This is a genomic window from Rhodococcus sp. ARC_M5, assembly GCF_022810405.1.
GTDB classification, from domain to species: Bacteria; Actinomycetota; Actinomycetes; order Mycobacteriales; family Mycobacteriaceae; genus Rhodococcoides; species Rhodococcoides navarretei.
Map to the genome: position 1 here is coordinate 34,602 of NZ_JALGQE010000010.1, position 21,748 is coordinate 56,349.

Genomic DNA, 21,748 nt, shown 5'->3' on the forward strand with positions numbered 1-21,748 from the left:
ATTCACGGCGGGCCAACACCTCGAGGAGCACGAGATGCCGGCCCTGCGACGCATCTTCACCAGGACTGCTGTCCCAATTGTCGGTATCGCTGTGGCCTTGGTGTGCGCAGCACCGGCCCAGGCCTTGCCGACACCCGGCGACCTCTCGGATGTTCCGGCCCGAACCTCGCTGTCGTACGAACACATCCCGACGGGGACGTACGTGGGCAGCGCGGAGGACAGCTCGGCGCGCCCAGGACTGTCGACGGTCAAGCTCTACATGGCCGACTACGTCGTCCGCTTCGGCGACGGTTCGCCCAGAGACCTCGACCTGGCCGCCAGGATGGTCCAGGTCAGCGACGACGGTGCCGCTTCGACGCTCGACAACAAATACCCCCAGGCGATTTCGGCAACCGCCGCGGAATACGGACTCACCTCTACCTCGCGGGGCGGTTTCTGGGGCAACTCGTCCACGAGCACAGCCGACACCGTGCGATTCCTGGCGGCGAAGAAGCGCACCGATCCCGCCAGCCCCGTCCTCGCCTGGATGAACACCGCGGCTCCTGTGGCACGCGATGGAATGGTTCAGGACTGGGGCACCAAGCAGTTGTCCGGCGTGACCGGGACCAAGTGGGGATGGGCCGACGACCGATCGAGTGTGGTCGCGTCCGCGTCGATCGGCGATGATTTCGTCATTGCGTCCAATACATACGGACCGACCCGATCCAACACCGACGACGTCATGGCAGGTCTCGGCGGCGTCGAGTTGACGGCACCGCCGGCCGCCGCTCCTGTTCCGAACCTCCCCGTCATTCCCGGCCTGCCGTCGGTCGAAGAATTGCTGCAGATGCTCGCCCCTCGCTGATACGTTCGAAACTCTGTCGGACCCCTCCCCTACTCTGCGATCTACCGAAAAGTTCGGGGACCACACCGGGGGACGTGGAGGGGACGACGATGAGTCGTATCGATTCGGGCAGCATTTTCAAGTACACACACGCCACGAATAAGCGCGAGAGTGCCGATCCGCACGAATTGCTGGACAGCGGAATCGGTTTCGCCCAGTTGGGTTCGTCGGCGAAGGACATGACGCAGCTGATCGCGGAGCGCCTGTCCGCCGCAGACGAAACCGATCCGGCGTGTTCGGTGCACGATCGGGCGGCGACAATACTCGACGGCGCACTCGACACGGCTTTCGAGAACGGTTGGCAGCCTGCCGAACTGGTGCACGTGACGCGTCAATGCGCCGGAGGCGACGGCACAGTGGTCATGGTCGAGGCCATCGGCGCACACGCGGAGCGAAGCTCGGCCGAACGCCTCGCTCCGGATTCCTGGCGCGATCAACTGTCCGAGCTGCACATCGACCACGCGGGGGGCACGACTGCCGAGCGCCTTCGGCGGTGGCGTTCGTACAACCGACGATCGTCGGCACAGTCCTGGTACACCCTGTTGCTCGTACTCGGTTGCGCAACATGGTTGTTGCCCCTCGAAAAGCTCCTGCCTACCCCAGCTCGTTGGACATCGCAGTCGGTAGCAACCGGCCCCAGACCAGCCACGGACACGAAGATGCTCGGCAGAATCCGGGGGCTGCTGGCCAAGGCCGAGTCGACGCAATTCCCCGCTGAGGCCGAGGCATTGTCGGCCAAGGCCCAGGACCTGATGACGCGCTATGCGATCGACAGCGCGCTTCTCGATTCGGAGCACCCTCACAGCCTGATCGACGATGTCGTCACCCGACGCATCATGGTGAGCAATCCGTACTCCAAAGCCAAGCTGCTTCTGCTGCACTGCGTATGTCACGCAAACGGTGCCAGGACACTGTGGAAGAAGAAGTACTTGCTGGCCACCGTGATGGGTCTCCCCGTCGATCTCGATCTGTGTGAACTCCTCTACACCTCGTTGCTGGTCCAGTCGGCACGCGCACTCGACGAGGTGGCCGATTCGCCGGCAGCGAGGACCCGCAGTTTCCGTCACGCATTCTTGATCGCGTACGCCCACCGAGTCGGCGAACGATTGCACGAGGCGCGCAAGAGAGCTACTGCGGCTGCGACGCAACAACACGGATCGGCTCTGGTGCCCATCATGGCGGAACGATCCGACGCCGTGGACCGTGCCTACGCTGCCCGGTACCCGTCGACGAAAACGATCACGTTCGGCAGCGGCAATGCGGAGGGATCGTATGCCGGCCGTGCCGCCGCCGAACGCGCGGACCTTACCGGTGGGCGCGAGCGGATCGACAAATCCGATCTGGCCTCATGAGTGCGCGCTACATTGACTGCCATGACCGGTCTCGATACTCCCTTGACGCCCCTTCGCTTTCTCGAACGCGCAGCGGAGGTCCATCCCCACAAGACCGCCGTGGTGGACGGGCCGAGGACGTTCACCTACGAGCAGTTCGCCGCCGACGTCACCCGGCTCGCGCACGCACTGCGCGCGTCGGGTGTAAGCCACGGAGATCGAGTGGCGTACATCGCGTCCAACTCTGCAGAGCTGTTGTTCGCGCACTACGCCGTTCCCTTGGCCGGTGCCGTTCTGGTCGCAATCAACACCAGACTGTCGCCCGCCGAGGTTCGCTACATCTGTGACCATTCGGGTTCGGTTCTGCTGGTGGGTGATTCGGACCTGCTGACCGGACTCGGAACCGATCCCATCGCCGATTCGGTTCGTGAGATCGTCGAGACTCCCTCGGTGGACGGCACCTACGGCAAGTTGCCGCACACCACGCGATACGACGCTTTCCTGGGTCGTGGCTCGGACGAACCGATGGAGTGGGAGGTCGACGACGAGACCTCCACCATCACGATCAACTACACCTCCGGCACCACCGGTCGGCCCAAGGGAGTGATGTACACCCATCGCGGTGCCTACCTCAATTCGCTCGGAGAACTGCACCACCAGGGATTCGGGATCGACACTCGCTATCTGTGGACGCTGCCGATGTTCCATTGCAACGGGTGGTGCACCACTTGGGCCGTCACTGCTGCGTCGGGCACGCACGTCTGCCTTCGCGGTGTCCGCGGCGATGCGATCTGGTCCGCCATCGACGACGGCGTCGACCACCTCGCCGGCGCGCCGACCGTACTGACCACTCTTGCCACTGCAGCGCAAGCACATTCACTCGACCGGCCCTTGACCATAGTCACAGCGGGCGCTCCCCCTAGCCCGACGATCATCGGCAAGATTCGTGCGCTGGGAGCAACGCTCGTGCACGTCTACGGACTCACCGAGACCTACGGTCCGTACTCGGTCTGCGAGCCGAAGCAGGAATGGCTCGAACTGGACGGTGACGAGCAGGCCCGACGCTTGGCTCGGCAGGGTGTCGGGATGCTCACCGCCGACCGGTTGCGCGTGGTCCGGGAGACGCCTGGCCCCGGCGGAGCACTGATCGACGTCGAACCCGACGGCGTGGAAATGGGCGAGATCGTCATGCGCGGCAACAACGTCATGAAGGGCTACTACGCCGACACCGCCGGCACCGGGCAGGCGTTCGCGGGCGGCTGGTTCCATTCGGGCGATCTCGGGGTGATGCATCCCGACGGCTATGTTCAGTTACTCGATCGCGCCAAGGACGTGGTCATTTCCGGCGGGGAGAACATCTCGACGATCGAGGTGGAACAAGCGCTCGCCAGCCACCCTGCCGTCGCCGACGTCGCGGTGATCGGGGTGCCGGACGACAAGTGGGGTGAGCGGCCCAAGGCCTTCGTGGTGTTGGCACCGGGCGCGGAAGTGTCGGAGGCGGACCTCGTAGCGCACGTCAAATCTGCCATCGCCTCCTACAAAGCCCCTCGTGCAGTCGAATTCATCGTCGAGCTACCGAAGACATCGACCGGCAAGATCAGGAAGAAGGAACTGCGCGACGCTGAGTGGGGCACGTCCGCTTCGAAGATCAACGGGTAGCCCACTCCGGTCACGCCATCTGCACACCGGCGATTTGTGTGACCCCGCCCGTGCCGTCGAAGGACAACTGCCGAAACGCCACCTTCTCGACGAAGAACCTGTCGTGGCTCACCAGAATCACCGCGCCGGGAAACGCCATCAGGGCACGCTCGAGCACCTGGGTGCTCGGCAGGTCGAGGTGGTTGGTGGGCTCGTCGAGCACGATCACGCCTGCGCCGAACAGCAGACACTGCGCCAATGCAACTCGTGCCTTCTGTCCACCGGACAGAACACCGATCTTCGATTTGAGATCCATCTCGGAGAACTGCAGCAGTGTCAGAAAGCGATGGACCTCTTTCTTGGTCGCCGTCAGTGCGAGGCTGCCCGGCATCGCGTTGACCGAGTGCGACACCGTGTCGTCGAGATCCAGATCGGCGAGCACCTGGTTGTAGTAAATGAACGACGGTGCCTTGGTCTTCCATTTGATCTTGCCGCTGTCCGGTTGCTCGGCTCCGACGAGGATGTCGACGAGGGTTGTCTTGCCACAGCCGTTCGGTCCGGTGATGGCGATACGGTCGCCTCGATGCACGGTGAACGAGATGTTCTCGAAGAGTCGTTGCTCGCCGTAGCTCTTGGAGATCCCCGTGATCTCCGCCAGGTTGTCGTGGACGTGCAGTCCGCCGTAGATCGCGGTGACCACCGTGTCGACCGGGCGCGGACTCTTGCTCTTCTTGATGTTCGCGAGCCGCCGCTTGAGCACCCCGCTGGGGTTCTTCATTGCTTCCTTGCGATCGCTGATCGCTTCCTGCTCGTAGGCCAGCAACTGTTGCTCGTTGCTGAACTCGCGCTCGAGATTCTTGAGTCGAAACTGCTTCTGCTGAACGTATTCCGAGTAGCTACCGTCGTAGGTCTGCAGGTGATGGTTCTCGATCTCGACGATGCCGGTGACGACCTGTTCGAGGAAAGCGCGGTCGTGCGAGACGACCAGAAGCGCTCCTCGGAAATCACGCAACCAGCGCTCCAGCCACGCGATCCCGGCCACGTCGAGGAAGTTGGTCGGCTCGTCGAGGAGTAGAACATCCGGCGCTTCGATGAGAATCTTTGCCAGCGCCGCTCGGTTGCGCCAGCCACCGGACAACCGATCGACGGGCAATTCGCGCCGCTCGGTGTTGAATCCCAGCATCGACAGCACCGTGTCGATCTGCTGGTGATAGGTCCAGCCGCCGCTGTTCTCCATGGCGTCGAGTAGCTCGGCCTGGCGATCGACCAGCTTGTACATCTGCTTCTCGTCGAGGTCGCCCCCGAGTGCGGCTTCGACCTCGGCCAATTCGACCTCGATCGCGTGCACAGTGCCGAAGAGAGATTCGAGCTCGGCTTGGATGCTGCGATCGCCGTCGAGTTCGGAGAACTGCGAGAAGTACCCGATTCGCGCTCCCTCGGTGACATCGACCGTTCCGGAATCAGGTGTCTCGCGCCCGAGAAGGAGCTGCAGCAGAGTGGTCTTGCCCGTGCCGTTACGGCCGATCAGACCGATGCGATCGCCGTCCGCGAGGCGGAAGAACACCTCACGCAGCATCACCTTCTGGTCGTATCCCTTGGCAACATCGTTCAAGCGGATCCAGCTCAAGCGTTCACTTCTCCTGAAAACACGGGTCCGCTGAGTCGTCGAACCGGGCGCGCTCACTCTAACGTCGGCGTGTTTCGAATCGGATTTCGATCGAACGACGCATCGTTACAGTTTCGTTCTCATCGCCACCGAATCGCACTCTGTGGTGGCGATACGCGTCGGTCCGACAATTCAGCCAGCGCTGTGTGCTGGTCGTTCACGCCGAATTCGGAAAATCACCGTGCTACGTTCAAGTTCGGACAAAGCAATCCCCAAGCAGTACACAAGACTGCAACCGGTCCGGCCGAAGTGTTGCGCGTATCGCTCCCGGCACATCGGCGCAGGTCCGGTTTTCGCACAGTCAAGAACCGGAAGGCCCCACGCATGGCACACAGTGTGCTGAACACAGGCTCGACGAAGAAGATCATCACCACCCTCGCCGGTGCCGCACTCGTTGCAGGCAGCCTCGCAGGATGTACCTCCACCAACACCGACGACGGAGCCGATCGACTGCAGTCACTGCGCGATGCCGGCACCATCACAGTCGGCGTTGCCGGTGAAGCGCCGTACAGCTTCGAGGAGAACGGTGAATTGACCGGCGCAACAATCGCTTTGCACCGCGAGATCTTCGGCAATCTCGGAATCGACACCGTCGAGGGTGTCAACGCCGACTTCGGCGCACTGATCCCGGGCCTGCAGGCCAATCGATTCGACGTCGTCAGCGCGGGAATGTCGATCCTTCCGCAACGGTGCGAACAGGCCGCCTTCGGCGACCCCGAGTTCAATTACACAACCGCTCTGATGGTCCCGACGGGCAATCCGGCAGGTCTGACCGACATGCAGTCCGTCGCAGACAGTGGCCTGCGGTTGGCCACGATGACCGGAGCGATCGAGTCCGATTATGCCGAGGCACTGGGCATTTCGAGTCAGCAAGTCGCCGCACCGCAGGACGGAATGGACGCCGTCACCTCCGGTCGTGCAGACGTGTTCGCCCTTACGGCCATCTCGCTGAACTGGATGAAGACCAACAACCCAGATGCTCCGGTGGATGTCACCGAGTCCTTCGTCGCCGAGATCGACGGCGAGCCGCAGGTGGGAGCCGGTGCGACCGTATTCCGCACCGACGATCAGGAGCTGCTGGACGCGTACAACGAGGAGCTCGCGAAAATCACCTCGAACACCGATGCGTACCTCGACATCGTCGGGGACTTCGGCTTCACCGCCGAGGAGCTACCGGATCCGAGCTTGACCACCGCCATGCTCTGCGAGGGCTGATCGCTGCTGCAGGCTGATCGCCCGTGAACGAGAACATCGAGAACTTCCTGGATTCGTGGCCGCGAATCCAGGAAGGCATTCTCACGACCGTCTATCTGACCCTCGGCGGAGCCGCTCTCGCCTTCGCTCTGGCACTACTGCTGGGCCTGGCAGCGGGAAATCGGCACATGTACGTGCGCGCCCCCGCTCGCTTCGTCGTCGAATTCTTCCGGGGCACATCGTTGCTGGTTCAGCTGTTCTGGCTGTTCTATGTGTTGCCGCTGTTGGGTTTTCAACTCGAAGCCATGTTCTGTGGAATCCTCGCGCTCGGTCTCAACTACGGTGCCTACGGTGCCGAGGTGGTGCGCGGTTCCATTGCGGCCGTCGCGAAGCCGCAGTGGGAGGCCGCTCTGGCGCTGAACTTCTCTCCGTGGCAACGGCTGCACCGCGTCGTGTTCCCACAGGCATGGGTGCAGATGATTCCACCGCTGACGAACCTGCTGATTCAGCTACTCAAGGGCAGTGCGCTCGCCAGTTTCGTTCTGCTGCAGGACCTCACGTACCAGATCACTCAGCTGCGACGCACCACCGGCGACACGCTCTTCGCCTTCGGAGTCGGACTTGTCATCTACTTCATCATCGCCTACATCCTCACGCTGTTCATGAACCTGCTCGAGGTGCGGGCCAAAGGACGTCTCGGATCCGGGCCGTCGATGCGTGAAGTGCTGCGCCTGAAACCCGAACGCGCCGACCAGAATGTGGGGGTGGGTCGATGAGCGTCGACTGGAGCTGGGAACGCGCGTGGGACGCCCTGCCATTCTTGCTCGAAGGCTTCAAGATCACGCTGCTGGCCACCGTGCTCGGATTCGTCCTCGCTGCGACTCTCGGTCTGGTGATCGCGGTGGTACGCCACTCGGGGCCGAAATTCGTCACCGTTCCACTTCGGATGATCAGCGAGTTCATCCGTCTGACACCGCTGATCGTGCAGCTGCTGTTCGCGTACTACCTGCTGCCACAGTTCTCTGCGTTGCAGATCGGTATCACCGTCCTCGGTATCCACTACTCGACCTACATGGCCGAGGTGTACCGCGCCGGCATCGACGCCGTCCCTCCGGGACAGTGGGAAGCCGCTCGCGCACTGTCCTTGCCGAGTACCCGGACGTGGCGCGCGGTGGTCCTGCCCCAGGCAGTGCGCAGCACAACGCCTGCGTTGGGCAACTACGCGATTTCGATGTTCAAGGACACGCCGTTCCTGTTCGCGATCACCGTCGTCGAGATGGTCACAGCGGCGCAGCAATACGGCGCGAGCACGTTCCAATACCTCGAGCCGATCACGTTGGCCGGCGTCATCTTCCTGTTGGCGAGCTACCCGACATCGATCCTCATCAGAAGACTGGAGAAGTCCCTTGCCTACTGACGATTCGGGCACCGTACCGATGATCAAGTTCGACAAGGTGGTCAAGCAGTTCGGCGATCACGTCGTTCTCGATCATCTCGACTTCCAGGTTCGCCGCGGCGAACGCGTCGCGTTGATCGGGCCCAGTGGCTCCGGTAAGACGACGATTCTGCGTTTGCTGATGACCATCGAGAAGGTCAACGACGGTGTCATCTGGATCGAGGACGAGCCGCTGACGCATCAGCGCAAGGGCGACAAGCTCGTCGTCGCATCGGAGAAACACCTTCGGAAGGTTCGTACCCGCATCGGCATGGTGTTCCAACAGTTCAACCTGTTTCCCAACATGACTGTGCTGCAGAACATCACCGAAGCTCCCGTTCACGTACTCGGCAAGAGCAAGGCCGAGGCCACCGAGCGTGCGCGCGAGCTTCTGCAGACGGTGGGGTTGGCGGACAAGGAGAATGCACATCCGACCAAGCTGTCCGGCGGACAGCAGCAGCGCGTGGCTATCGCCCGGGCGCTGGCCATGGATCCGGACATCCTGCTGCTCGACGAGGTGACCTCGGCGCTCGATCCCGAGCTCGTCGCCGACGTACTGGACGTGCTGCGCACCATCGCCGAGACCACCGACATCACGATGCTCATCGTGACCCACGAAATGGGCTTCGCTCGCGACGTAGCCGACCGTGTTCTCGTCTTCGACGAGGGCAAGATCCTCGAGGAGGGACCGCCGGCGGACATCTTCAGCAACCCACAGCAGGAGCGAACGCAGCGATTCCTCAAAGCTGTTCTTGCAGAGTGACGAACGTGTGACCATGGGCTGGGTCGACTCGAACGGTCACACTCATCGGTTCGTGACATCGGCGAGAGAATCGACGGGCGGCGATACCACCACAGGGTCGCGACCCGACCACAGATCCAGCACGGCTTTGGGACGCGCCAACATCTCTCGCGCATAGTTACGCACCACCGCGAGGGTATTGCAGTCGATGCACTCCGCCGTGACTCCGTCGACGTCGAGGTCCATGTCCTCACACAACGCCACTGCTCGCGACACGTGGAGGGGCTGGCTGATGATCAGTCCACGCTCGACGCCGAACGTCTCCTTCGCGCGAGCGCACGTGTCGTAGGTGTCGATGCCGTGATCGTCTCCGATGATCACGCTCGGGTCGATTCCGTGCTCGACCAAGTAGTCGGTCATCGCTTGGATCTCGTTGCCGGAGTTGCCGTCTGCGTCACCGGAGACCAGAATTGCCTTGATCTTTCCCGCCGCCATCAACGCGATCGCAGTGTCGAGACGTCCGGAGAGAAACCGCATCGGCTTGCCGTCGCGCACCTGTGCACCGAGGACGATGGCCACCGGCGCGTCGGGCGCATCGTCGACGTCGTACACCTTCCCCGCCGTCGCGTATGCCACCCAACCGGCCGATGCCAGAACGACGGCAACCAGGGCGGCGACCACCGCACAGATGGCACGAACGAGACGTCCGGCCAATCCTCGGGGCTTCGATTCGGTACTCATGATCTCGTTTCGTCGGCGGGAAGAAACCTCAAGCTAACCCACGAAGACGGCGTCCGAGCGTCGCCGAGGCGCACCCATACCGATTCCACAGTGATCCCTCAGAGCCCGCCCCTGCTTGATTCCACAGTTCGGAGACGGAGTACCGTTCGGTCAGTGAATCCGCTGCTGACCTCTCGACGGTACGTCGACTTGCGTCTGCAAGCCAGCGCTACCTGTTGACGGTCCTCTAGACCGCAACCTCTGAAGTTCGGCCCATTCGGCCGACCAGCACTTCTGTCGCTCACCGCTGTCGACAACTCCCCTTTTCGAAAGGCATATCCATGTCTGCGCCCAGCGCTACCCGAACGCGCCGTGTCCCTACCTGGGCAACCGCGTTCGGTCCACAAATCGTTGCCGGTCTCATCCTCGGTGTCGTTCTCGGACTCGTCGCCCGCTCGATGCCCGACGCCGCCGACGGCAACGACAACTGGTTGGTCGGAACCCTGTCGACCATCGGTTCGAGCTACGTCAAACTTCTCACCGTCGCGGTGATCCCGCTGGTGTTCACGGCGATCGTCAGTTCCATCGCCAACCTGCGTGAGGTCACCAATGCTGCTCGTCTGGCGATCCAGACGCTGTGGTGGTTCGCCATAACAGCATTCATCGCCGTCATCATCGGCATCGTGATCGGCTTGGTCGCGCAGCCGGGCTCGCGTACCAGCGCGGGTGCCGAGTCGGCGGGCGATCCATCGAGTGTCGGGTCGTGGTGGTCGTTCCTCACCGGATTGGTGCCGAACAACTTCCTCGCACTCGGCGCGAAAACCACGGTCGCCGAGAGCGGTACCGCAACCACGTCGTTGAGCTTCAACATCCTGCAGTTGCTGGTCATCGCCGCGGCCATCGGAATTGCCGCTCTGAAAGTCGGCAAGAAGGCCGAGCCGTTCCTCGCGTTCAACGCCTCGTTGCTGGCCATCGTGCAGAAGGTGCTGTGGTGGATCATTCGCCTGGCACCGATCGGCACGGCGGCACTGATCGGCAACGCGGTGGCGACATACGGCTGGGACGCAATCGGTTCGCTCGGCGTGTTCACCGTGTCGATCTACATCGGCCTGGCCGTGGTCTTCTTCGTGGTGTACCCGGTGATCGTTCGCGCCCACGGCCTTTCGGTGCGCAACTTCTACTCGGGCGTCTGGCCTGCCACCCAGCTGGGCTTCGTCTCGCGTTCGTCGATCGGAACCCTTCCGCTCACCGAGCGCGTCACCGAACGCAACCTCGGAGTACCGCGCGAGTACGCGTCGTTCGCGGTGCCACTCGGAGCAACGACGAAGATGGATGGTTGCGCTGCAATCTATCCCGCGATCGCGGCCCTCTTCGTTGCTCAGTTCTACGGCATCGATCTCACCATCACCGATTACCTGCTGATCATCGTGGTCTCCGTGATCGGTTCTGCAGCAACGGCAGGCACGACGGGTGCGACGGTCATGCTCACCCTTACGCTGTCGACACTCGGCTTGCCTCTGGCCGGAGTCGGCCTGCTGCTCGCGGTGGAGCCGATCGTCGACATGGGCCGCACCGCAGTCAACGTGACAGGTCAGGCATTGGTGCCGACCATCGTCGCCAAGCGTGAGGGAATCCTCGACCTCGAGCGCTACAACGCTCCGCGGAACGGCGACCCCTTCGTCGACGAGGAAGCGGAAGTGGAACTCGCTCGCTGACAAGGTAAGTCGATTTGCGATTCCCGACGACCGAGCACCTGGGTCGTCGGGAATCGGCGTCTAACGCGGTGGTGTCAGCGCTTCGACAGTGGATGCAGTCTCGGCATCCGACGCCTCGACACTGGCGAAATAGTGCTGAAAGAACTCGCGCATCGTCTTGATGATCTCGATCTGCTGTTTGATCGCGAAGCGCGCGGAGCGTTCTTCGCCAACAGCCAGGCGATGGAACTTCGCTTGAAGTTGTCCGCGCCAGTGGACGAGATTGTGGTTCAGCCCGTACTGCTCCATCGTTTTCAGCGTCCCATCGATGCCGGAAAGAACGGTTCCAAATCAACTGCGTGTCGATTGACCTCGGTGCACGGTTCGCCCTCCAGGTCGCGTGAACCCTTCTTTTGCAGGTCGAGCACGATAAGACCATCGCCTGTACCGAACGCGACTGCGCAACCGACCAACTGCATGTCGTCGGCGTGGCGCAGTTGAGTTGCGGTGCGCCCGGACAATTTCAAGTCCACCCCGCGTACGAACGACGGGCTGAGCAGAAGTTCGTCGACGGACTCCAAAGACGACAGAACTGCAACGTAGTACCAGCTGTTCAGCGCTACCCCATCCCAGGTGCAGCCCTTCCAACCGGGATACGTCGTGATTCCTGCAAAGTCCGGGCGCTCGGTGCTGACGTCCAACCCACTCGCCGTCACTGCAGATTTGGGAATACTGCACAAATCGAATGGCTCCGGGCCGGCCACCACCGTCGTCGATGCCGCCGAGGAGTCTTCACTCGCGGCGGGTGTTTCCTGCGTCGAGCCCGCACAACCGGTCAGCATCACTGCCGAAGCACAGAGCACCGCCAGTCGGTGCCCACCCAGTAGCCGCATTCGTTCAACCTCTCGACGAAGACGTCACTGAACGGTTGGACGCGCCGCGAGCGCAATCGGTTCCCTAGACAGTCTGTGAGGTTCTGATCTCCTGTGCGCCCTCGGAAGCGAGGCTCCGGCGTTCCGCCGCCCACACCCACAGGGCCAGCGATATCAATGCGATCACTTCGGCTACGACGAGCACCCGCTCCACATAGCCGAGGGTGACCACTCGGTACCACGGGCGTGATCCGGTGGCGCCGACGGCGAGCGCATAGAAGATCGGGAGCAGAGTCACGACCGAAAGCGCGCTGAGTGCCATGGTCACTCGCGCACGAACCGCCCACACCCCGTCTCGAATCCACGGGCGAGAGAACGCGAACACCGCAACGGGGATGCTCACGAACGCGACCGCCGCGCCGAGTCGATGGATCGTGCCCCCGATGCTGAGCGCCGCATCGTTCGACCAATCCTGCTTCGGCACAGCGACAACGGCGACAAGTCCCACGGTCCACAACACGAGGCCGATCGACGCGGCGGAAGCGGGCCGAGTGAGGTGGTGCCGGAGTGCGACGGCGAGAGTGAGAGCCGAACCGAACGCGAGCAGAACGACGCCGATCGAGAACACCCACTGCTGCGCGCCGAGTCCGTATTCGCTGATCGTTCGGCGCAGATGGGAGGGCGTCTGCCATGCCGTGTAAAGATCGAGAACCAGCACCACGAGTGCGCCCAGAACGATCGACAGGGTGCCGATCAGGGCCGGTCGAATCGGCACAACGACTCCCCTTCCGGAAAGCGTCGATCGCCGTCCTCACACCATGGTGCCTGAAAGTCCGGAGTACCCCTTGACCTCGATGACAGGCAGGCATAACGTACAACCACATGGTTGTAGATGTGTTGAGTGATGCCGAGGTCGATCGCCTGTTCCAGGCCTTCGCCGACACGACGCGGCGCGACATCGTCGCGAAGGTCACTGTCGGTGAACGGTCCGTATCGGAGTTGGCGGCTCACTACGCCATGAGCTTTGCCGCTGTACAGAAGCACGTCGCGGTTCTCGAACGCGCCGCAGTAATCACCAAACACAAGCGCGGCAGGGAGCAGATCGTGCGAGTTCGATTGGACACCATCGCAAGAGCGCGAGCACTGCTCGACATTTACGAGGAGATCTGGCGACAACGCGTCGACCGGATCGATGACCTTGTTTCCCAGGACGAGAAAGGCTGAATCGTGCCGTTCATCAGTTCACACAAGGATGCAGAGAACCTGACAATGACCGTGATCGCGGAGTTCGACGCGAAAGTCGAACGCGTCTGGCAGATCTGGGAGGACCCGCGCCAGCTCGAACGGTGGTGGGGCCCGCCCACATGGCCTGCGACCTTTGTCTCGCACGACTTCGTTCCGGGCGGCAAGGCGTCGTACTACATGTCCGGGCCGGACGGCGAAAAGGCCGCCGGCTGGTGGCTTTTCACCGAAATTTCTTCTCCGACCACTCTGTCGTTCGATGACGGGTTCGCCGACGACTCCGGCGATCCGTCGTCGACGCTGCCCGTCACCCACGCAGTCGTAACTCTGGAGGACGTAGACGGCAGAACGCGCATGACCATCCGCTCGCGATTCGACAGCGCGCAACAACTCGAGGAGCTCGTCGCGATGGGCATGGAAGAGGGCATGAGTCTCGCGCTAGGTCAGATCGACGCCATCGTCGCCGAGTGATCGTGCAGCGTCGCGATGCGACCGTCATGCGATCAGCGCTCGACTGCTCCCCCACAGGCTGAAGCCGAGCAACAAGAAACCAGGCAGGACTGCACCGATCGTGTCGATCGAACTGTCGGCGGCACCCGCGGCGGCGAGGATCAGGGCGAGCACGCCGAGCACTGTCAACGCCGCGCCGAGGCCGGCAAAGAAACGTAGTTTCCACACCAGAGCGAGCGCGACGAAGTGCACGCCCACCACCGTCGAAATCCAGGCGACCGCAGCCTGCGGTGCATCGAGTGGACCGTTGATGATCGCGAGACCGCCGAAGATGGCAACCACCTCGATAGCGACCACAACCCAGTACCCGCGGCCGAAGCCGCCGCGGGTACCGCCCTCCGGTGCGGGGGCCGGAGGCACTCGCCACACCGCAAGAAGCACGGCGACCAACGCCACCACTGCGACGACGCGCACCCCGATGGTCAGCGTCGTCGAAAACGTATCCGAATTGACGAAGACGAAGACCAGTCCGAAAACGGCTCCGATGATCGAGCCGATCTTTTCGGGAGCCATGCGTGCGCCGGATTCCATGCGGCCCACCGTCGCACAGTTTCACCGCCCGAACAACGGGTCGACAAGCTGCGACCTGCCCTGAGCCAGATCGACGCCGATTGATCGTGGTGAATGAAACTTCGGTCTCTGCTACGAATTTCCGTGCACGTGCGGCGAAGCCGCTCTACTCCGGTACGGAACTGACGGTGAACGGCTCGACGGGCTCTCCCCCACGCTTGTCGAACTGACTGTTCACCACATACAGCCGATCGTCCATCGCCGCAACGGTTGTCGGGTACGCGAACGATGGGTCCGTGATCTCGCCGGTGACCGCGCCGGTTCGGCCGTCGTCGTCCAGATCGACCGTCGCGATGAGACCGTCGCGATTGCGAACGACGTACAAGGTGTCGTCGTCCATCTCGAGCCCATCGCCGTTGGTCAGCGTCGCACCACCCAGGTCGACCTGACTGACCTCTTTCGAGGTCTTGTCGATGCGATACAGGTTGCCGGTACTGGACTGCACGACGATCAACGCCGATTCGTCGTCGTTCTCGACGATTCCGTTGGCGTTGAATCCCTCCCCGTACGTGAACGGAGTGCCGTCGAAACTCACGAACGTCTCCATCGGAGCGTCCTGAGTTCCGGCCGTCATCTGCTCGACGGGAATGCGGAACAACGCCGGGCTCCGCGAGTCCGTGACGTAGGCATCGCCGTTGTCGGCAATGGCGACATCGTTGAGGAATGTCGCGTCGGCACCGAGCCCGTTGGTGAAGGTGGCAACCAGATCACCGGAATCGGCGTCGTACACCCACACCTTGCCGGTGGCTCCACCGGCGATGACCAAGTAGTCGGCGCGATCGTCGTCATCGGTCACGTCGATTCCTGCGGCCGCGGTGCGTCCGTCCGCGCCGCCCGGCAAGAAGACCGAGACATCCGGCGAGCCGTCGGTCCCACGAAACACTGCGCCGTCGGACGTGGACGTCACATAGAAGGTGTCGTCCGCGGCGGCGATGCCTTCGGGGAACACTGCGCTACCGGGCAGGTCGTAGACCGTCGCAGAGCCCGAACTCGGTGATGTCGACGCCGGCGCGGAGGAATCACTGTTAGTGGTCGGTGCCGGCTCCGCGGTATCCGAGGACCCGCAGGCGCTCAGCAACAATGTGGCGACGGCAACAGCAGGGGCGATACGAGAGACTCGGTTCACACGTCCGAGTGTTCCATATGTCTCATTCTCCAGGCATTTGTCCTGGTGAAGAGGTTTCCGGTCCGCCAGTTTCGTACAGTCGAGACCATGAGTGATCTCTCCTCCCTTGCCGCAGCCGACAGCGACCTCGGAGGGATCGCCGGTTGGGCAGTGAGTCTGATGGAGGCGATCGGCGGCCCAGGCGCCGGAATCGCCGTCGCAGCGGAGAACTTCTTCCCGCCCCTTCCCAGCGAGATCATCCTGCCCCTCGCCGGGTTCACGGCATCTCAGGGCGGCATGACGCTACTGAGCGCGGTGTTCTGGACGACGGCAGGCTCGGTGATCGGCGCACTCGTCCTGTACTGGCTAGGCATCAAACTCGGCCGCGATCGGATGTATGCCATCGTCGAGAAGATGCCGTTCGTCGGGACGGAGGATCTGACCAAGGCCGAGGACTGGTTCACTCGCCACGGCCGGTCCGCCGTGTTCTTCGGCCGCATGATTCCGATGGTCCGGTCGGGCATCTCGATCCCGGCCGGAGTGGCACGGATGCCGATTCTGCAATTCACCCTCTACACCACGCTCGGCAGCCTGATCTGGAACTCCATCTTCGTGCTCGCCGGCTACTTCCTCGGCGAGAACTGGCACTACGTGGAGAACTACGCCTCGGTGTTCCAGTACGTCGTCATCGGCATCGTTGTGGCGTTGATCGCGTGGTTCGTGGTGAAGAAAACGAAGTCCAGGCGCGTCGAGGTGCAGTAGATCCTCATAGCTCGTCGATATCGATGAACCCGTCCTGTAGAGCACGCACCAGCAACGTCGCTTTGGTCGGAGCAGTTCGCCCCACTGCCGTGTATTTGGCTCTGATGCGAGTCAGGTGTGTGTTGACGGTTCCCATCGAGAGATAGAGCGAGCGCGATGCCTCGGCTTTGGAATCCGAAATGAGCCAGGTCGTGAGCACTTCTACTTCGCGAGCGCTGAGCCGTGGGTCGGGTGCGTCTCCGACGCGGATGTCGAGCACTGTCATGGAGGTCCTTGATGTCGGGCACCACCGCTGTCCCGGTGGCGCGAGCACGGCCAATGACACCGCACTCACTCCGCTGCGTCACTCCGAGTAATGACCTAGGTTGCTCTCATCCGAGAGTGAATGCTGTCACCTGCGCCGCCGAGCTCGGCCTCACCTCGGTAAAGTCCGCCTCCATGACCGAGCTCGACGCGACCGCCGCCCACTTCGTCGAGGCGGGTATCGCATTGTTGATCGCGCATCCGCAGAGGATTCTCGAGCGCGGACTACGGATCGAGGACATCGTCCACGAGGCCGACTCGTCGACAGCAACGTTCTTCCGCAAGTTCAACACCAAATCCGACTTCCTCACCACGGTCGTCGAGCATCTGTCCCGAACACCCCTGCCCGCCGACGTTCGCGACACCGTTCACACGCAGATGACGAACAGCGGCGCATCGATTCGCGCAGCGGTGTCGGCGCTCGTTGCGCACTACTTTCCGGCAATCGTCGACCAGAAGAGCACCACTGCGACTCTTCTCGACCATGTTTTCCGCGGACCTGCTTCCGCGGCACTCGCCGGCGGCTACCGCCTTCGAGACGACGCCCTACTGGACGCGTTCGAGGCACTGTTCGATCCCGAAGGTGGGGCCTTTCGCCGTCCCTTCACGGCCCGATCGTTCGCTGTGACGGTCAATGCCCTCGTCGACGGATTTCGCATCCGAAGTCAGGTGGACCCCGCTTCCGTATCGGCAGACGTGCTGTCCGACGCGGTGCTCGCCTTCCTCGGGGCCGTCGTCGACACGTCGGGACATCATCAGCACCTCGATGATGTCGTGGGGGACGTCGGCGGAGTGCCGGTCGAGGAACGGCCGATGCCTCGTGATCCGCGTGCTGCGATCGTCACCGCTGCCCGTGACGAGTTCGGAAAGCGTGGCTATTTCATGACGCGTATGGACGACGTCGCCGATATCGCAGGAGTGCCGAGGGCGGCCTGCAAGACACTCTTTCCGACCAAGCCGTCCGTCATCGTTGCGGCGTTGCAGAGCCGAGTCGATCGTCTTCGCGAGTCGGTGGCCGACGACCAGTTGCTTGGCCTCGACGAGCTCACGATTCTGCAGAATCACATGCTGCGGTGCGCGCAACTCGCCGCCGACGAACTCGAATTCATGGACGCTCTCCTCGTCGCCGTCGCACACGACACGTACGGCGAGCCGGAGGGACTGATCTCGATCAAGGAGAAGCTCAACCTGCCGGCGATCATCGCACCGGTCATCGCACGAGGGCAGGACAGCGGTGTCTTCCGAAAGAGCTTCGGTCCAGTCGATCTCTCGGCAGGCATCACCAACACTCTGTTGATGCGGTGCTTCACCCGACGACAGAACAGCCCGCAGGACAACGCGACGTTTGTCGGTGAACTTCTCCTCGACGGACTCGGTACGCACTGAGCACCGACCGACTCCGTGTCATCGAACCCGCCGAATTCCGTCGGCGAAGTGGTCGAGGGCAGCGAGGATGTCATCTGCCTGCCACACCCGGTTTCGGCGACCCTTCGACGTCTGATGCAGAACACCGGCCTCGTCCAGCTTGTCGATCGCTCGCTGAGCCGCAATCTCGCTGACCCCGAATGTGCCTCGCACATAAGCGCTATCGACAACCGGTTGCGCTGCCAGTGCGTCGAGGAGTCGCCACACCACCGAGTCGCTACGTGCCCTTGTGAGTTCGGCGTACTCGGCCCTGGCGGCTGCAAGGTCGTCGACCAACCGCCGCCCACCGGTGACGGCATGGAAGGTAGCCCCAGTGAGACTGCGGACGATCGCTTCCACATCGCCCCTCCGATAGGCGTCGAGGCTCTCGAAGTAGTCGGCCGTATCGGTCAGCAATCCAGCCGAGAACGGAACCGTCACTCGCTCGGTCACCTCGGCCCTCCGAAGCATTCCGTATCTAGGACTCGGCCTCCATCCGCGACAGCTACTTCGCCGGGGAACCCATCCATGAGCGAACGGAAAAGTGTCGCGGTCGGGTCATACGTTGCCAGGTGCCAAATACCGCCGACGTTGTCCGTTCACCCGAATGCGAAAGCGGTTTGATCCTGCGGTAGTCGATCAGCAGTCGCCTTTAACTCCACCTGCTAAATCCACCCTTGCACTCTCCTGGAAACGGCAGGCCGATGACGCGATTTGCTCAACTACTTCCGGCCCGGGTAAAGGAATATCTGTAGCCTGCCTCATAACCAACTCGCGGACGCTAGTCAGGCTTACAAAGTAGTTTCCGAACACCATCTGGAAATCGGTAGCACTGTTACGGACGTCCTCTGATGCAACGAAAGAAATTAGGAGTTCCTCTTTCGCGAATTCCGCGAATTGATCTCGTAACAACTGCACCCCCGAGTCGTACTCGGCAATATCTGGTGACTCGCCACGCCCGAACAATTGAGCGACCTCTGCCGCTCTGAGCCGAACATCCTGCATGCTCGCAGCAAAATCGACATATGCGGCTGTACGCTGCTGCCGAAGATAGTCAGTCTGGTTCCGGGAAGCTTGCCCTTCGGCCTCCCGCTCGGCTGCATTGGTACTTGCGTAGTAGGTGCCGGCGATACCGGCTATCGCAACTAGTACCGTCAGCGCAGATGTGATTATTAAAGACTTGGTGGTGCTGCTGCGCGAGCTATTCCCCAGGGAAGTAGCTGTCGTATCTGCCAAGTCTGCCGCGTATCGCGTGGCGTCCGCCGAAATTTCGGCGGCACGGACAGTCCCCCAGTAGGAACCGTCGCCGGAGCTTTCCCGCAGTTCACGATCTCTCCGATTATTTGCATTCGCTAACTGACTACCGGGTCCGCGTCTTCTTGGCATGGCCGGAACTGTAACTCGGGGGTATACCAAATCCAACACGGTCCTTTAGCTCTGCCAGAATTCAACTGTTTGAATGAATCAGATATCCGCAGTTGCAGAATCTTAGAACAGAGTTATAAAGTCCGTCCATGAAAATCCGACACTTTGGACTTTGCGTGGGCGTCGCCATCGCAGCAGCGCTGGGATCAACCCCCGGACTCGCCCAGGCCGCACCAGACGCACCGTCCGCAATCAATGCGGCACCCAGCATTCCCCGGGCTCATTTGGACTCCGCTCTGGACCAAGTACGGCTTGGACTGACAGAGGTTGCGTGTTGGTTCGATCCGACTGCATTCACAGGAAGCGATGCGTGCGGTAGCGGCCCCTACCGTTGCCGCCCGGCAGCACCCAAGCCGAATTGTCCGCTATATCAGTAGACATACGCACGGATTTTCTCGTTTGTGCTCTACGTGGGCCTGATGTGTCAGCACGGTGGTCGAGCGCAACGAGGATCTCATCTGCCTGCCACACCCGGTTTCGGCGGGCCTTCACGTCCGATGCACAACCTTGGCCTCGGCCAGTTTGTCCATCGCACACTGTGCCGCGATCTCGCTGAAACCCGAATGTGCCTCGCACATATAGGTTGTTGATAGCCGGTTGCGCCACCAGTGCGTCGAGGAGTCGCCACACCACCGAGTCGCTACGTGCCACAATCCGATCGGCGCACTCGGACCTTGCGCCAGCGAGGTCGTCGACCCACCGCCGGCCACCGGTGACGGCATGGAAAGTGGCCGCGGTCAGACTGCGCACGATCGCTTTCCATCACCCCTCCGATAGGCGTCGAGGCTCGCGAAATAGCCGGCCGTATCGGTCAGCAATCCAGCCGACAGCGGAACAGTCACTCCCTCGGTCACCTCTACTCCACGGAGCATTCCGTGGATGATCGCTGGGCCGCTGCAGCCGTTTCCGTCCGTGAACGGGTGCATTGTCTCGAATTGCGCATGTGTGACGGCAACGTAAAGGATGACCGGCAGGTCCGAGCGGGCCGCGAATTGATCGTCCAGCGCGGCCGGACACCGATCGTGACGCGACGGTACGAATGTCGCGCGGTGCGGGCCGATCTCGGATCCCCCGATCCGTACCTCTTCGGTTCGCCACCGGCCTGGTCGAGGGTCGCCGCTGGGCTCCATCAGCGCATGGTGCATTGCCAGGACACTCGATGCATCGATCGACGTAGCCTCCCCGAGGGCAGCTTCCATGGCGCGCACGTCTGCCAAAACGGCCGACGCGTTCCGTGTTGTGGGCGAAACTAATTCGGCTAGCCAAGCCTTATTGCTCCAAGGTTTGGTATGTCGGGCTCACGCTCACGTCAAGGCCGTCCGGGATCCCCGAGCTTCTGTGCCGCCTTGCGTCATCCGCCGTCCATGCCGCAAGGCCCTCGATAGCAGTAGCCAGAGCAGCGACGACGTAGACGACACTGCCCGTGACCGTCTTTCGAAGGCTCTCGAGCTCTGCGATATCGGCTTGTCCTCGACTTGCCGGCTCCCGATCCACGACCTTGCGCACTCTGTCCAGCCTGGTTGCAGTCGGGGGATCATGCGCAGTGGATGTAGCGGCGAGACGCCAGGAGGTAAGTGCCTCTCGAACGAAGTGGCCGTGCGCTCCCCGCCACGCCGGCTTGCCGAGATCGACCAGTGCGTCGTCGATCGCACGCTGATCCTTCGACCGACGATCGAACGGGTTCCATCCCATGTCCACTCCCCACGCAGTCAGTCCTTCGGAATACGGTAACGACTGCCCATGAACACGAAGGCCGCGTATCCCAGAATCGCCACCACATAGAGCACCGTCGGCACCACGAAGACCCAGACGCTCACCGACGCATCGGTGGTCGTACCCGCAACGACGCATATCCAGGCGAACAGCAGTGCAGTCGCGACACCGATCCAGTCGAGGTCCTCGGACATCTTGCGATTCAGTTCGGGCCGATTATCGGCGGAGGTCCAGTACTCGTGCAGTCGTCGACTGGGCAGATTCACCATCTGGGCCGGGACCTTGGGAAGCCACCAGCCGACGCTCGCGAACAGCCCGATCATGACGAATCCGGTGCCGCCCATCGTGAGGAGAAAGGAAAGCTTCGAGTCCATCCGATCCACCTGACCGGATCCGTCGAAGTGAGCGGGTATCTCGTCGCCCGCGGTGACGGCGACCCAGGCGAGAACACCGATGAAGACGAGACTGGACAGCAGCAGGGCAGCGCGTGAGAACTTCATCGACAACCACTTTAGTGCCTGTGAGTCGCTCCGCAGGCT

24 protein-coding genes are annotated in these 21,748 nt (G+C 62.2%); 12 read left to right on the top strand and 12 right to left on the bottom strand.

The features are described 5' to 3' along the window. The first annotated feature begins 34 nt into the window (after nucleotides 1-34). The 3 genes from MTX34_RS16510 to MTX34_RS16520 all read left to right on the top strand — a co-directional run bounded on the left by MTX34_RS16510 (nucleotide 35) and on the right by MTX34_RS16520 (nucleotide 3,873). Nucleotides 35-844: a hypothetical protein gene (locus MTX34_RS16510; protein ID WP_243610081.1), complete on the top strand. Its 810-nt coding sequence runs from the start codon at nucleotides 35-37 to the stop codon at nucleotides 842-844. Between the two features lie 89 nt (nucleotides 845-933). Further along, entirely contained in the window at nucleotides 934-2,235 is a 1,302-nt protein-coding gene (locus MTX34_RS16515; protein ID WP_243610082.1) for a DUF2786 domain-containing protein, read from the top strand. Nucleotides 2,236-2,256: 21 nt separating this feature from the next. Then, nucleotides 2,257-3,873, top strand: coding sequence for an AMP-binding protein (locus MTX34_RS16520; RefSeq protein ID WP_243610083.1), 1,617 nt, complete (start codon nucleotides 2,257-2,259; stop codon nucleotides 3,871-3,873). A gap of 10 nt (nucleotides 3,874-3,883) precedes the next feature. Here MTX34_RS16520 and MTX34_RS16525 read toward each other — a convergent pair whose 3' ends face one another. After that, nucleotides 3,884-5,479 carry an ABC-F family ATP-binding cassette domain-containing protein gene (locus tag MTX34_RS16525; protein WP_243610084.1) on the bottom strand — a complete coding sequence of 532 codons (1,596 nt, stop codon included), beginning with the start codon at nucleotides 5,477-5,479 and terminating at the stop codon, nucleotides 3,884-3,886. Between the two features lie 363 nt (nucleotides 5,480-5,842). Between MTX34_RS16525 and ehuB the strand changes: the two genes are divergently transcribed. Genes ehuB through ehuA form a run of 4 tightly spaced genes read left to right on the top strand, consistent with a single transcriptional unit; the run spans nucleotide 5,843 to nucleotide 8,910 of the window. Further along, nucleotides 5,843-6,733: an ectoine/hydroxyectoine ABC transporter substrate-binding protein EhuB gene (ehuB, locus tag MTX34_RS16530; protein ID WP_243610085.1), complete on the top strand. Its 891-nt coding sequence runs from the start codon at nucleotides 5,843-5,845 to the stop codon at nucleotides 6,731-6,733. Between the two features lie 23 nt (nucleotides 6,734-6,756). Beyond that, complete coding sequence (ehuC, locus tag MTX34_RS16535; protein WP_243610086.1) at nucleotides 6,757-7,488, top strand: ectoine/hydroxyectoine ABC transporter permease subunit EhuC; 732 nt, start codon at nucleotides 6,757-6,759, stop codon at nucleotides 7,486-7,488. Beyond that, nucleotides 7,485-8,129, top strand: coding sequence for an ectoine/hydroxyectoine ABC transporter permease subunit EhuD (ehuD, locus tag MTX34_RS16540; RefSeq protein ID WP_243595373.1), 645 nt, complete (start codon nucleotides 7,485-7,487; stop codon nucleotides 8,127-8,129). The genes ehuC and ehuD overlap by 4 nt, the downstream gene beginning before the upstream one ends. Before the next feature lie 19 nt (nucleotides 8,130-8,148). Further along, a complete protein-coding gene (ehuA, locus tag MTX34_RS16545) occupies nucleotides 8,149-8,910 on the top strand; it encodes an ectoine/hydroxyectoine ABC transporter ATP-binding protein EhuA (protein WP_243610208.1) in 762 nt (253 codons plus the stop codon). A 42-nt stretch (nucleotides 8,911-8,952) separates the two neighbouring features. Here the strand turns inward: ehuA and MTX34_RS16550 are convergent, their stop codons facing one another. Then, nucleotides 8,953-9,630, bottom strand: coding sequence for a vancomycin high temperature exclusion protein (locus MTX34_RS16550; protein ID WP_243610087.1), 678 nt, complete (start codon nucleotides 9,628-9,630; stop codon nucleotides 8,953-8,955). A gap of 320 nt (nucleotides 9,631-9,950) precedes the next feature. On the opposite strand from MTX34_RS16550, the gene MTX34_RS16555 reads away from it, so the two are divergent. Further along, the gene (locus MTX34_RS16555) at nucleotides 9,951-11,324 is read left to right on the top strand and encodes a dicarboxylate/amino acid:cation symporter (protein ID WP_243610088.1); all 1,374 of its coding nucleotides are present in this window, start codon (nucleotides 9,951-9,953) and stop codon (nucleotides 11,322-11,324) included. A gap of 60 nt (nucleotides 11,325-11,384) precedes the next feature. On the opposite strand, the gene MTX34_RS16560 is transcribed toward MTX34_RS16555, so the two are convergent. The 3 genes from MTX34_RS16560 to MTX34_RS16570 form a co-directional block, all read right to left on the bottom strand. Next, complete coding sequence (locus MTX34_RS16560; RefSeq protein ID WP_243610089.1) at nucleotides 11,385-11,612, bottom strand: hypothetical protein; 228 nt, start codon at nucleotides 11,610-11,612, stop codon at nucleotides 11,385-11,387. A gap of 5 nt (nucleotides 11,613-11,617) precedes the next feature. Next, nucleotides 11,618-12,196 (bottom strand): DUF3558 family protein, encoded by a 579-nt coding sequence (locus MTX34_RS16565; RefSeq protein ID WP_243610090.1) that lies wholly within the window; start codon nucleotides 12,194-12,196, stop codon nucleotides 11,618-11,620. Between the two features lie 64 nt (nucleotides 12,197-12,260). Then, the gene (locus MTX34_RS16570; protein ID WP_243610091.1) at nucleotides 12,261-12,950 is read right to left on the bottom strand and encodes a DUF998 domain-containing protein; all 690 of its coding nucleotides are present in this window, start codon (nucleotides 12,948-12,950) and stop codon (nucleotides 12,261-12,263) included. A gap of 107 nt (nucleotides 12,951-13,057) precedes the next feature. Between MTX34_RS16570 and MTX34_RS16575 the strand changes: the two genes are divergently transcribed. Together MTX34_RS16575 and MTX34_RS16580 are read left to right on the top strand one after the other, a co-directional pair. Then, the gene (locus MTX34_RS16575) at nucleotides 13,058-13,399 is read left to right on the top strand and encodes a metalloregulator ArsR/SmtB family transcription factor (protein ID WP_243610092.1); all 342 of its coding nucleotides are present in this window, start codon (nucleotides 13,058-13,060) and stop codon (nucleotides 13,397-13,399) included. Between the two features lie 45 nt (nucleotides 13,400-13,444). Next, on the top strand, nucleotides 13,445-13,888 hold the full coding sequence (locus MTX34_RS16580) for an SRPBCC domain-containing protein (RefSeq protein ID WP_243610093.1): 444 nt from the start codon (nucleotides 13,445-13,447) through the stop codon (nucleotides 13,886-13,888). Between the two features lie 24 nt (nucleotides 13,889-13,912). Here the strand turns inward: MTX34_RS16580 and MTX34_RS16585 are convergent, their stop codons facing one another. After that, nucleotides 13,913-14,458: a hypothetical protein gene (locus MTX34_RS16585; protein WP_243610094.1), complete on the bottom strand. Its 546-nt coding sequence runs from the start codon at nucleotides 14,456-14,458 to the stop codon at nucleotides 13,913-13,915. Nucleotides 14,459-14,603: 145 nt separating this feature from the next. Then, complete coding sequence (locus MTX34_RS16590) at nucleotides 14,604-15,623, bottom strand: SMP-30/gluconolactonase/LRE family protein (RefSeq protein WP_243610095.1); 1,020 nt, start codon at nucleotides 15,621-15,623, stop codon at nucleotides 14,604-14,606. Nucleotides 15,624-15,710: 87 nt separating this feature from the next. Between MTX34_RS16590 and MTX34_RS16595 the strand changes: the two genes are divergently transcribed. Continuing rightward, on the top strand, nucleotides 15,711-16,364 hold the full coding sequence (locus MTX34_RS16595) for a DedA family protein (RefSeq protein WP_243610096.1): 654 nt from the start codon (nucleotides 15,711-15,713) through the stop codon (nucleotides 16,362-16,364). Nucleotides 16,365-16,368: 4 nt separating this feature from the next. On the opposite strand, the gene MTX34_RS16600 is transcribed toward MTX34_RS16595, so the two are convergent. Further along, a complete protein-coding gene (locus MTX34_RS16600) occupies nucleotides 16,369-16,629 on the bottom strand; it encodes a LuxR C-terminal-related transcriptional regulator (protein WP_243610097.1) in 261 nt (86 codons plus the stop codon). Nucleotides 16,630-16,802: 173 nt separating this feature from the next. On the opposite strand from MTX34_RS16600, the gene MTX34_RS16605 reads away from it, so the two are divergent. Continuing rightward, a complete protein-coding gene (locus tag MTX34_RS16605) occupies nucleotides 16,803-18,053 on the top strand; it encodes a TetR family transcriptional regulator C-terminal domain-containing protein (protein WP_243610098.1) in 1,251 nt (416 codons plus the stop codon). Nucleotides 18,054-18,071: 18 nt separating this feature from the next. On the opposite strand, the gene MTX34_RS16610 is transcribed toward MTX34_RS16605, so the two are convergent. The 4 genes from MTX34_RS16610 to MTX34_RS16625 form a co-directional block, all read right to left on the bottom strand. Then, complete coding sequence (locus tag MTX34_RS16610; RefSeq protein WP_243610099.1) at nucleotides 18,072-18,524, bottom strand: hypothetical protein; 453 nt, start codon at nucleotides 18,522-18,524, stop codon at nucleotides 18,072-18,074. Nucleotides 18,525-18,710: 186 nt separating this feature from the next. Further along, on the bottom strand, nucleotides 18,711-19,457 hold the full coding sequence (locus MTX34_RS16615) for a hypothetical protein (RefSeq protein ID WP_243610100.1): 747 nt from the start codon (nucleotides 19,455-19,457) through the stop codon (nucleotides 18,711-18,713). 776 nt (nucleotides 19,458-20,233) lie between these two features. Beyond that, a complete protein-coding gene (locus MTX34_RS16620) occupies nucleotides 20,234-20,695 on the bottom strand; it encodes a Fic family protein (RefSeq protein ID WP_243610101.1) in 462 nt (153 codons plus the stop codon). 510 nt (nucleotides 20,696-21,205) lie between these two features. Then, nucleotides 21,206-21,709, bottom strand: a complete 504-nt coding sequence (locus MTX34_RS16625) for a hypothetical protein (RefSeq protein ID WP_243610102.1) — start codon at nucleotides 21,707-21,709, stop codon at nucleotides 21,206-21,208. Between the last annotated feature and the right edge of the window lie 39 nt (nucleotides 21,710-21,748).

Bases quoted from the DNA above. Each gene is read 5' to 3' on its own strand.
- ehuB (WP_243610085.1), top strand. From the start codon at position 5,843: ATGGCACACAGTGTGCTGAACACAGGCTCGACGAAGAAGATCATCACC.
- MTX34_RS16625 (WP_243610102.1), bottom strand. From the start codon at position 21,709: ATGAAGTTCTCACGCGCTGCCCTGCTGCTGTCCAGTCTCGTCTTCATC.
- ehuD (WP_243595373.1), top strand. From the start codon at position 7,485: ATGAGCGTCGACTGGAGCTGGGAACGCGCGTGGGACGCCCTGCCATTC.
- MTX34_RS16595 (WP_243610096.1), top strand. From the start codon at position 15,711: ATGAGTGATCTCTCCTCCCTTGCCGCAGCCGACAGCGACCTCGGAGGG.
- MTX34_RS16515 (WP_243610082.1), top strand. From the start codon at position 934: ATGAGTCGTATCGATTCGGGCAGCATTTTCAAGTACACACACGCCACG.
- MTX34_RS16605 (WP_243610098.1), top strand. From the start codon at position 16,803: ATGACCGAGCTCGACGCGACCGCCGCCCACTTCGTCGAGGCGGGTATC.
- MTX34_RS16555 (WP_243610088.1), top strand. From the start codon at position 9,951: ATGTCTGCGCCCAGCGCTACCCGAACGCGCCGTGTCCCTACCTGGGCA.
- MTX34_RS16615 (WP_243610100.1), bottom strand. From the start codon at position 19,457: ATGCCAAGAAGACGCGGACCCGGTAGTCAGTTAGCGAATGCAAATAAT.
- MTX34_RS16520 (WP_243610083.1), top strand. From the start codon at position 2,257: ATGACCGGTCTCGATACTCCCTTGACGCCCCTTCGCTTTCTCGAACGC.
- MTX34_RS16575 (WP_243610092.1), top strand. From the start codon at position 13,058: ATGGTTGTAGATGTGTTGAGTGATGCCGAGGTCGATCGCCTGTTCCAG.
- MTX34_RS16580 (WP_243610093.1), top strand. From the start codon at position 13,445: ATGACCGTGATCGCGGAGTTCGACGCGAAAGTCGAACGCGTCTGGCAG.
- ehuA (WP_243610208.1), top strand. From the start codon at position 8,149: ATGATCAAGTTCGACAAGGTGGTCAAGCAGTTCGGCGATCACGTCGTT.
- MTX34_RS16585 (WP_243610094.1), bottom strand. From the start codon at position 14,458: ATGGAATCCGGCGCACGCATGGCTCCCGAAAAGATCGGCTCGATCATC.
- MTX34_RS16600 (WP_243610097.1), bottom strand. From the start codon at position 16,629: ATGACAGTGCTCGACATCCGCGTCGGAGACGCACCCGACCCACGGCTC.
- MTX34_RS16565 (WP_243610090.1), bottom strand. From the start codon at position 12,196: ATGCGGCTACTGGGTGGGCACCGACTGGCGGTGCTCTGTGCTTCGGCA.
- MTX34_RS16560 (WP_243610089.1), bottom strand. From the start codon at position 11,612: ATGGAGCAGTACGGGCTGAACCACAATCTCGTCCACTGGCGCGGACAA.
- MTX34_RS16620 (WP_243610101.1), bottom strand. From the start codon at position 20,695: ATGGAAGCTGCCCTCGGGGAGGCTACGTCGATCGATGCATCGAGTGTC.
- MTX34_RS16550 (WP_243610087.1), bottom strand. From the start codon at position 9,630: ATGAGTACCGAATCGAAGCCCCGAGGATTGGCCGGACGTCTCGTTCGT.
- MTX34_RS16510 (WP_243610081.1), top strand. From the start codon at position 35: ATGCCGGCCCTGCGACGCATCTTCACCAGGACTGCTGTCCCAATTGTC.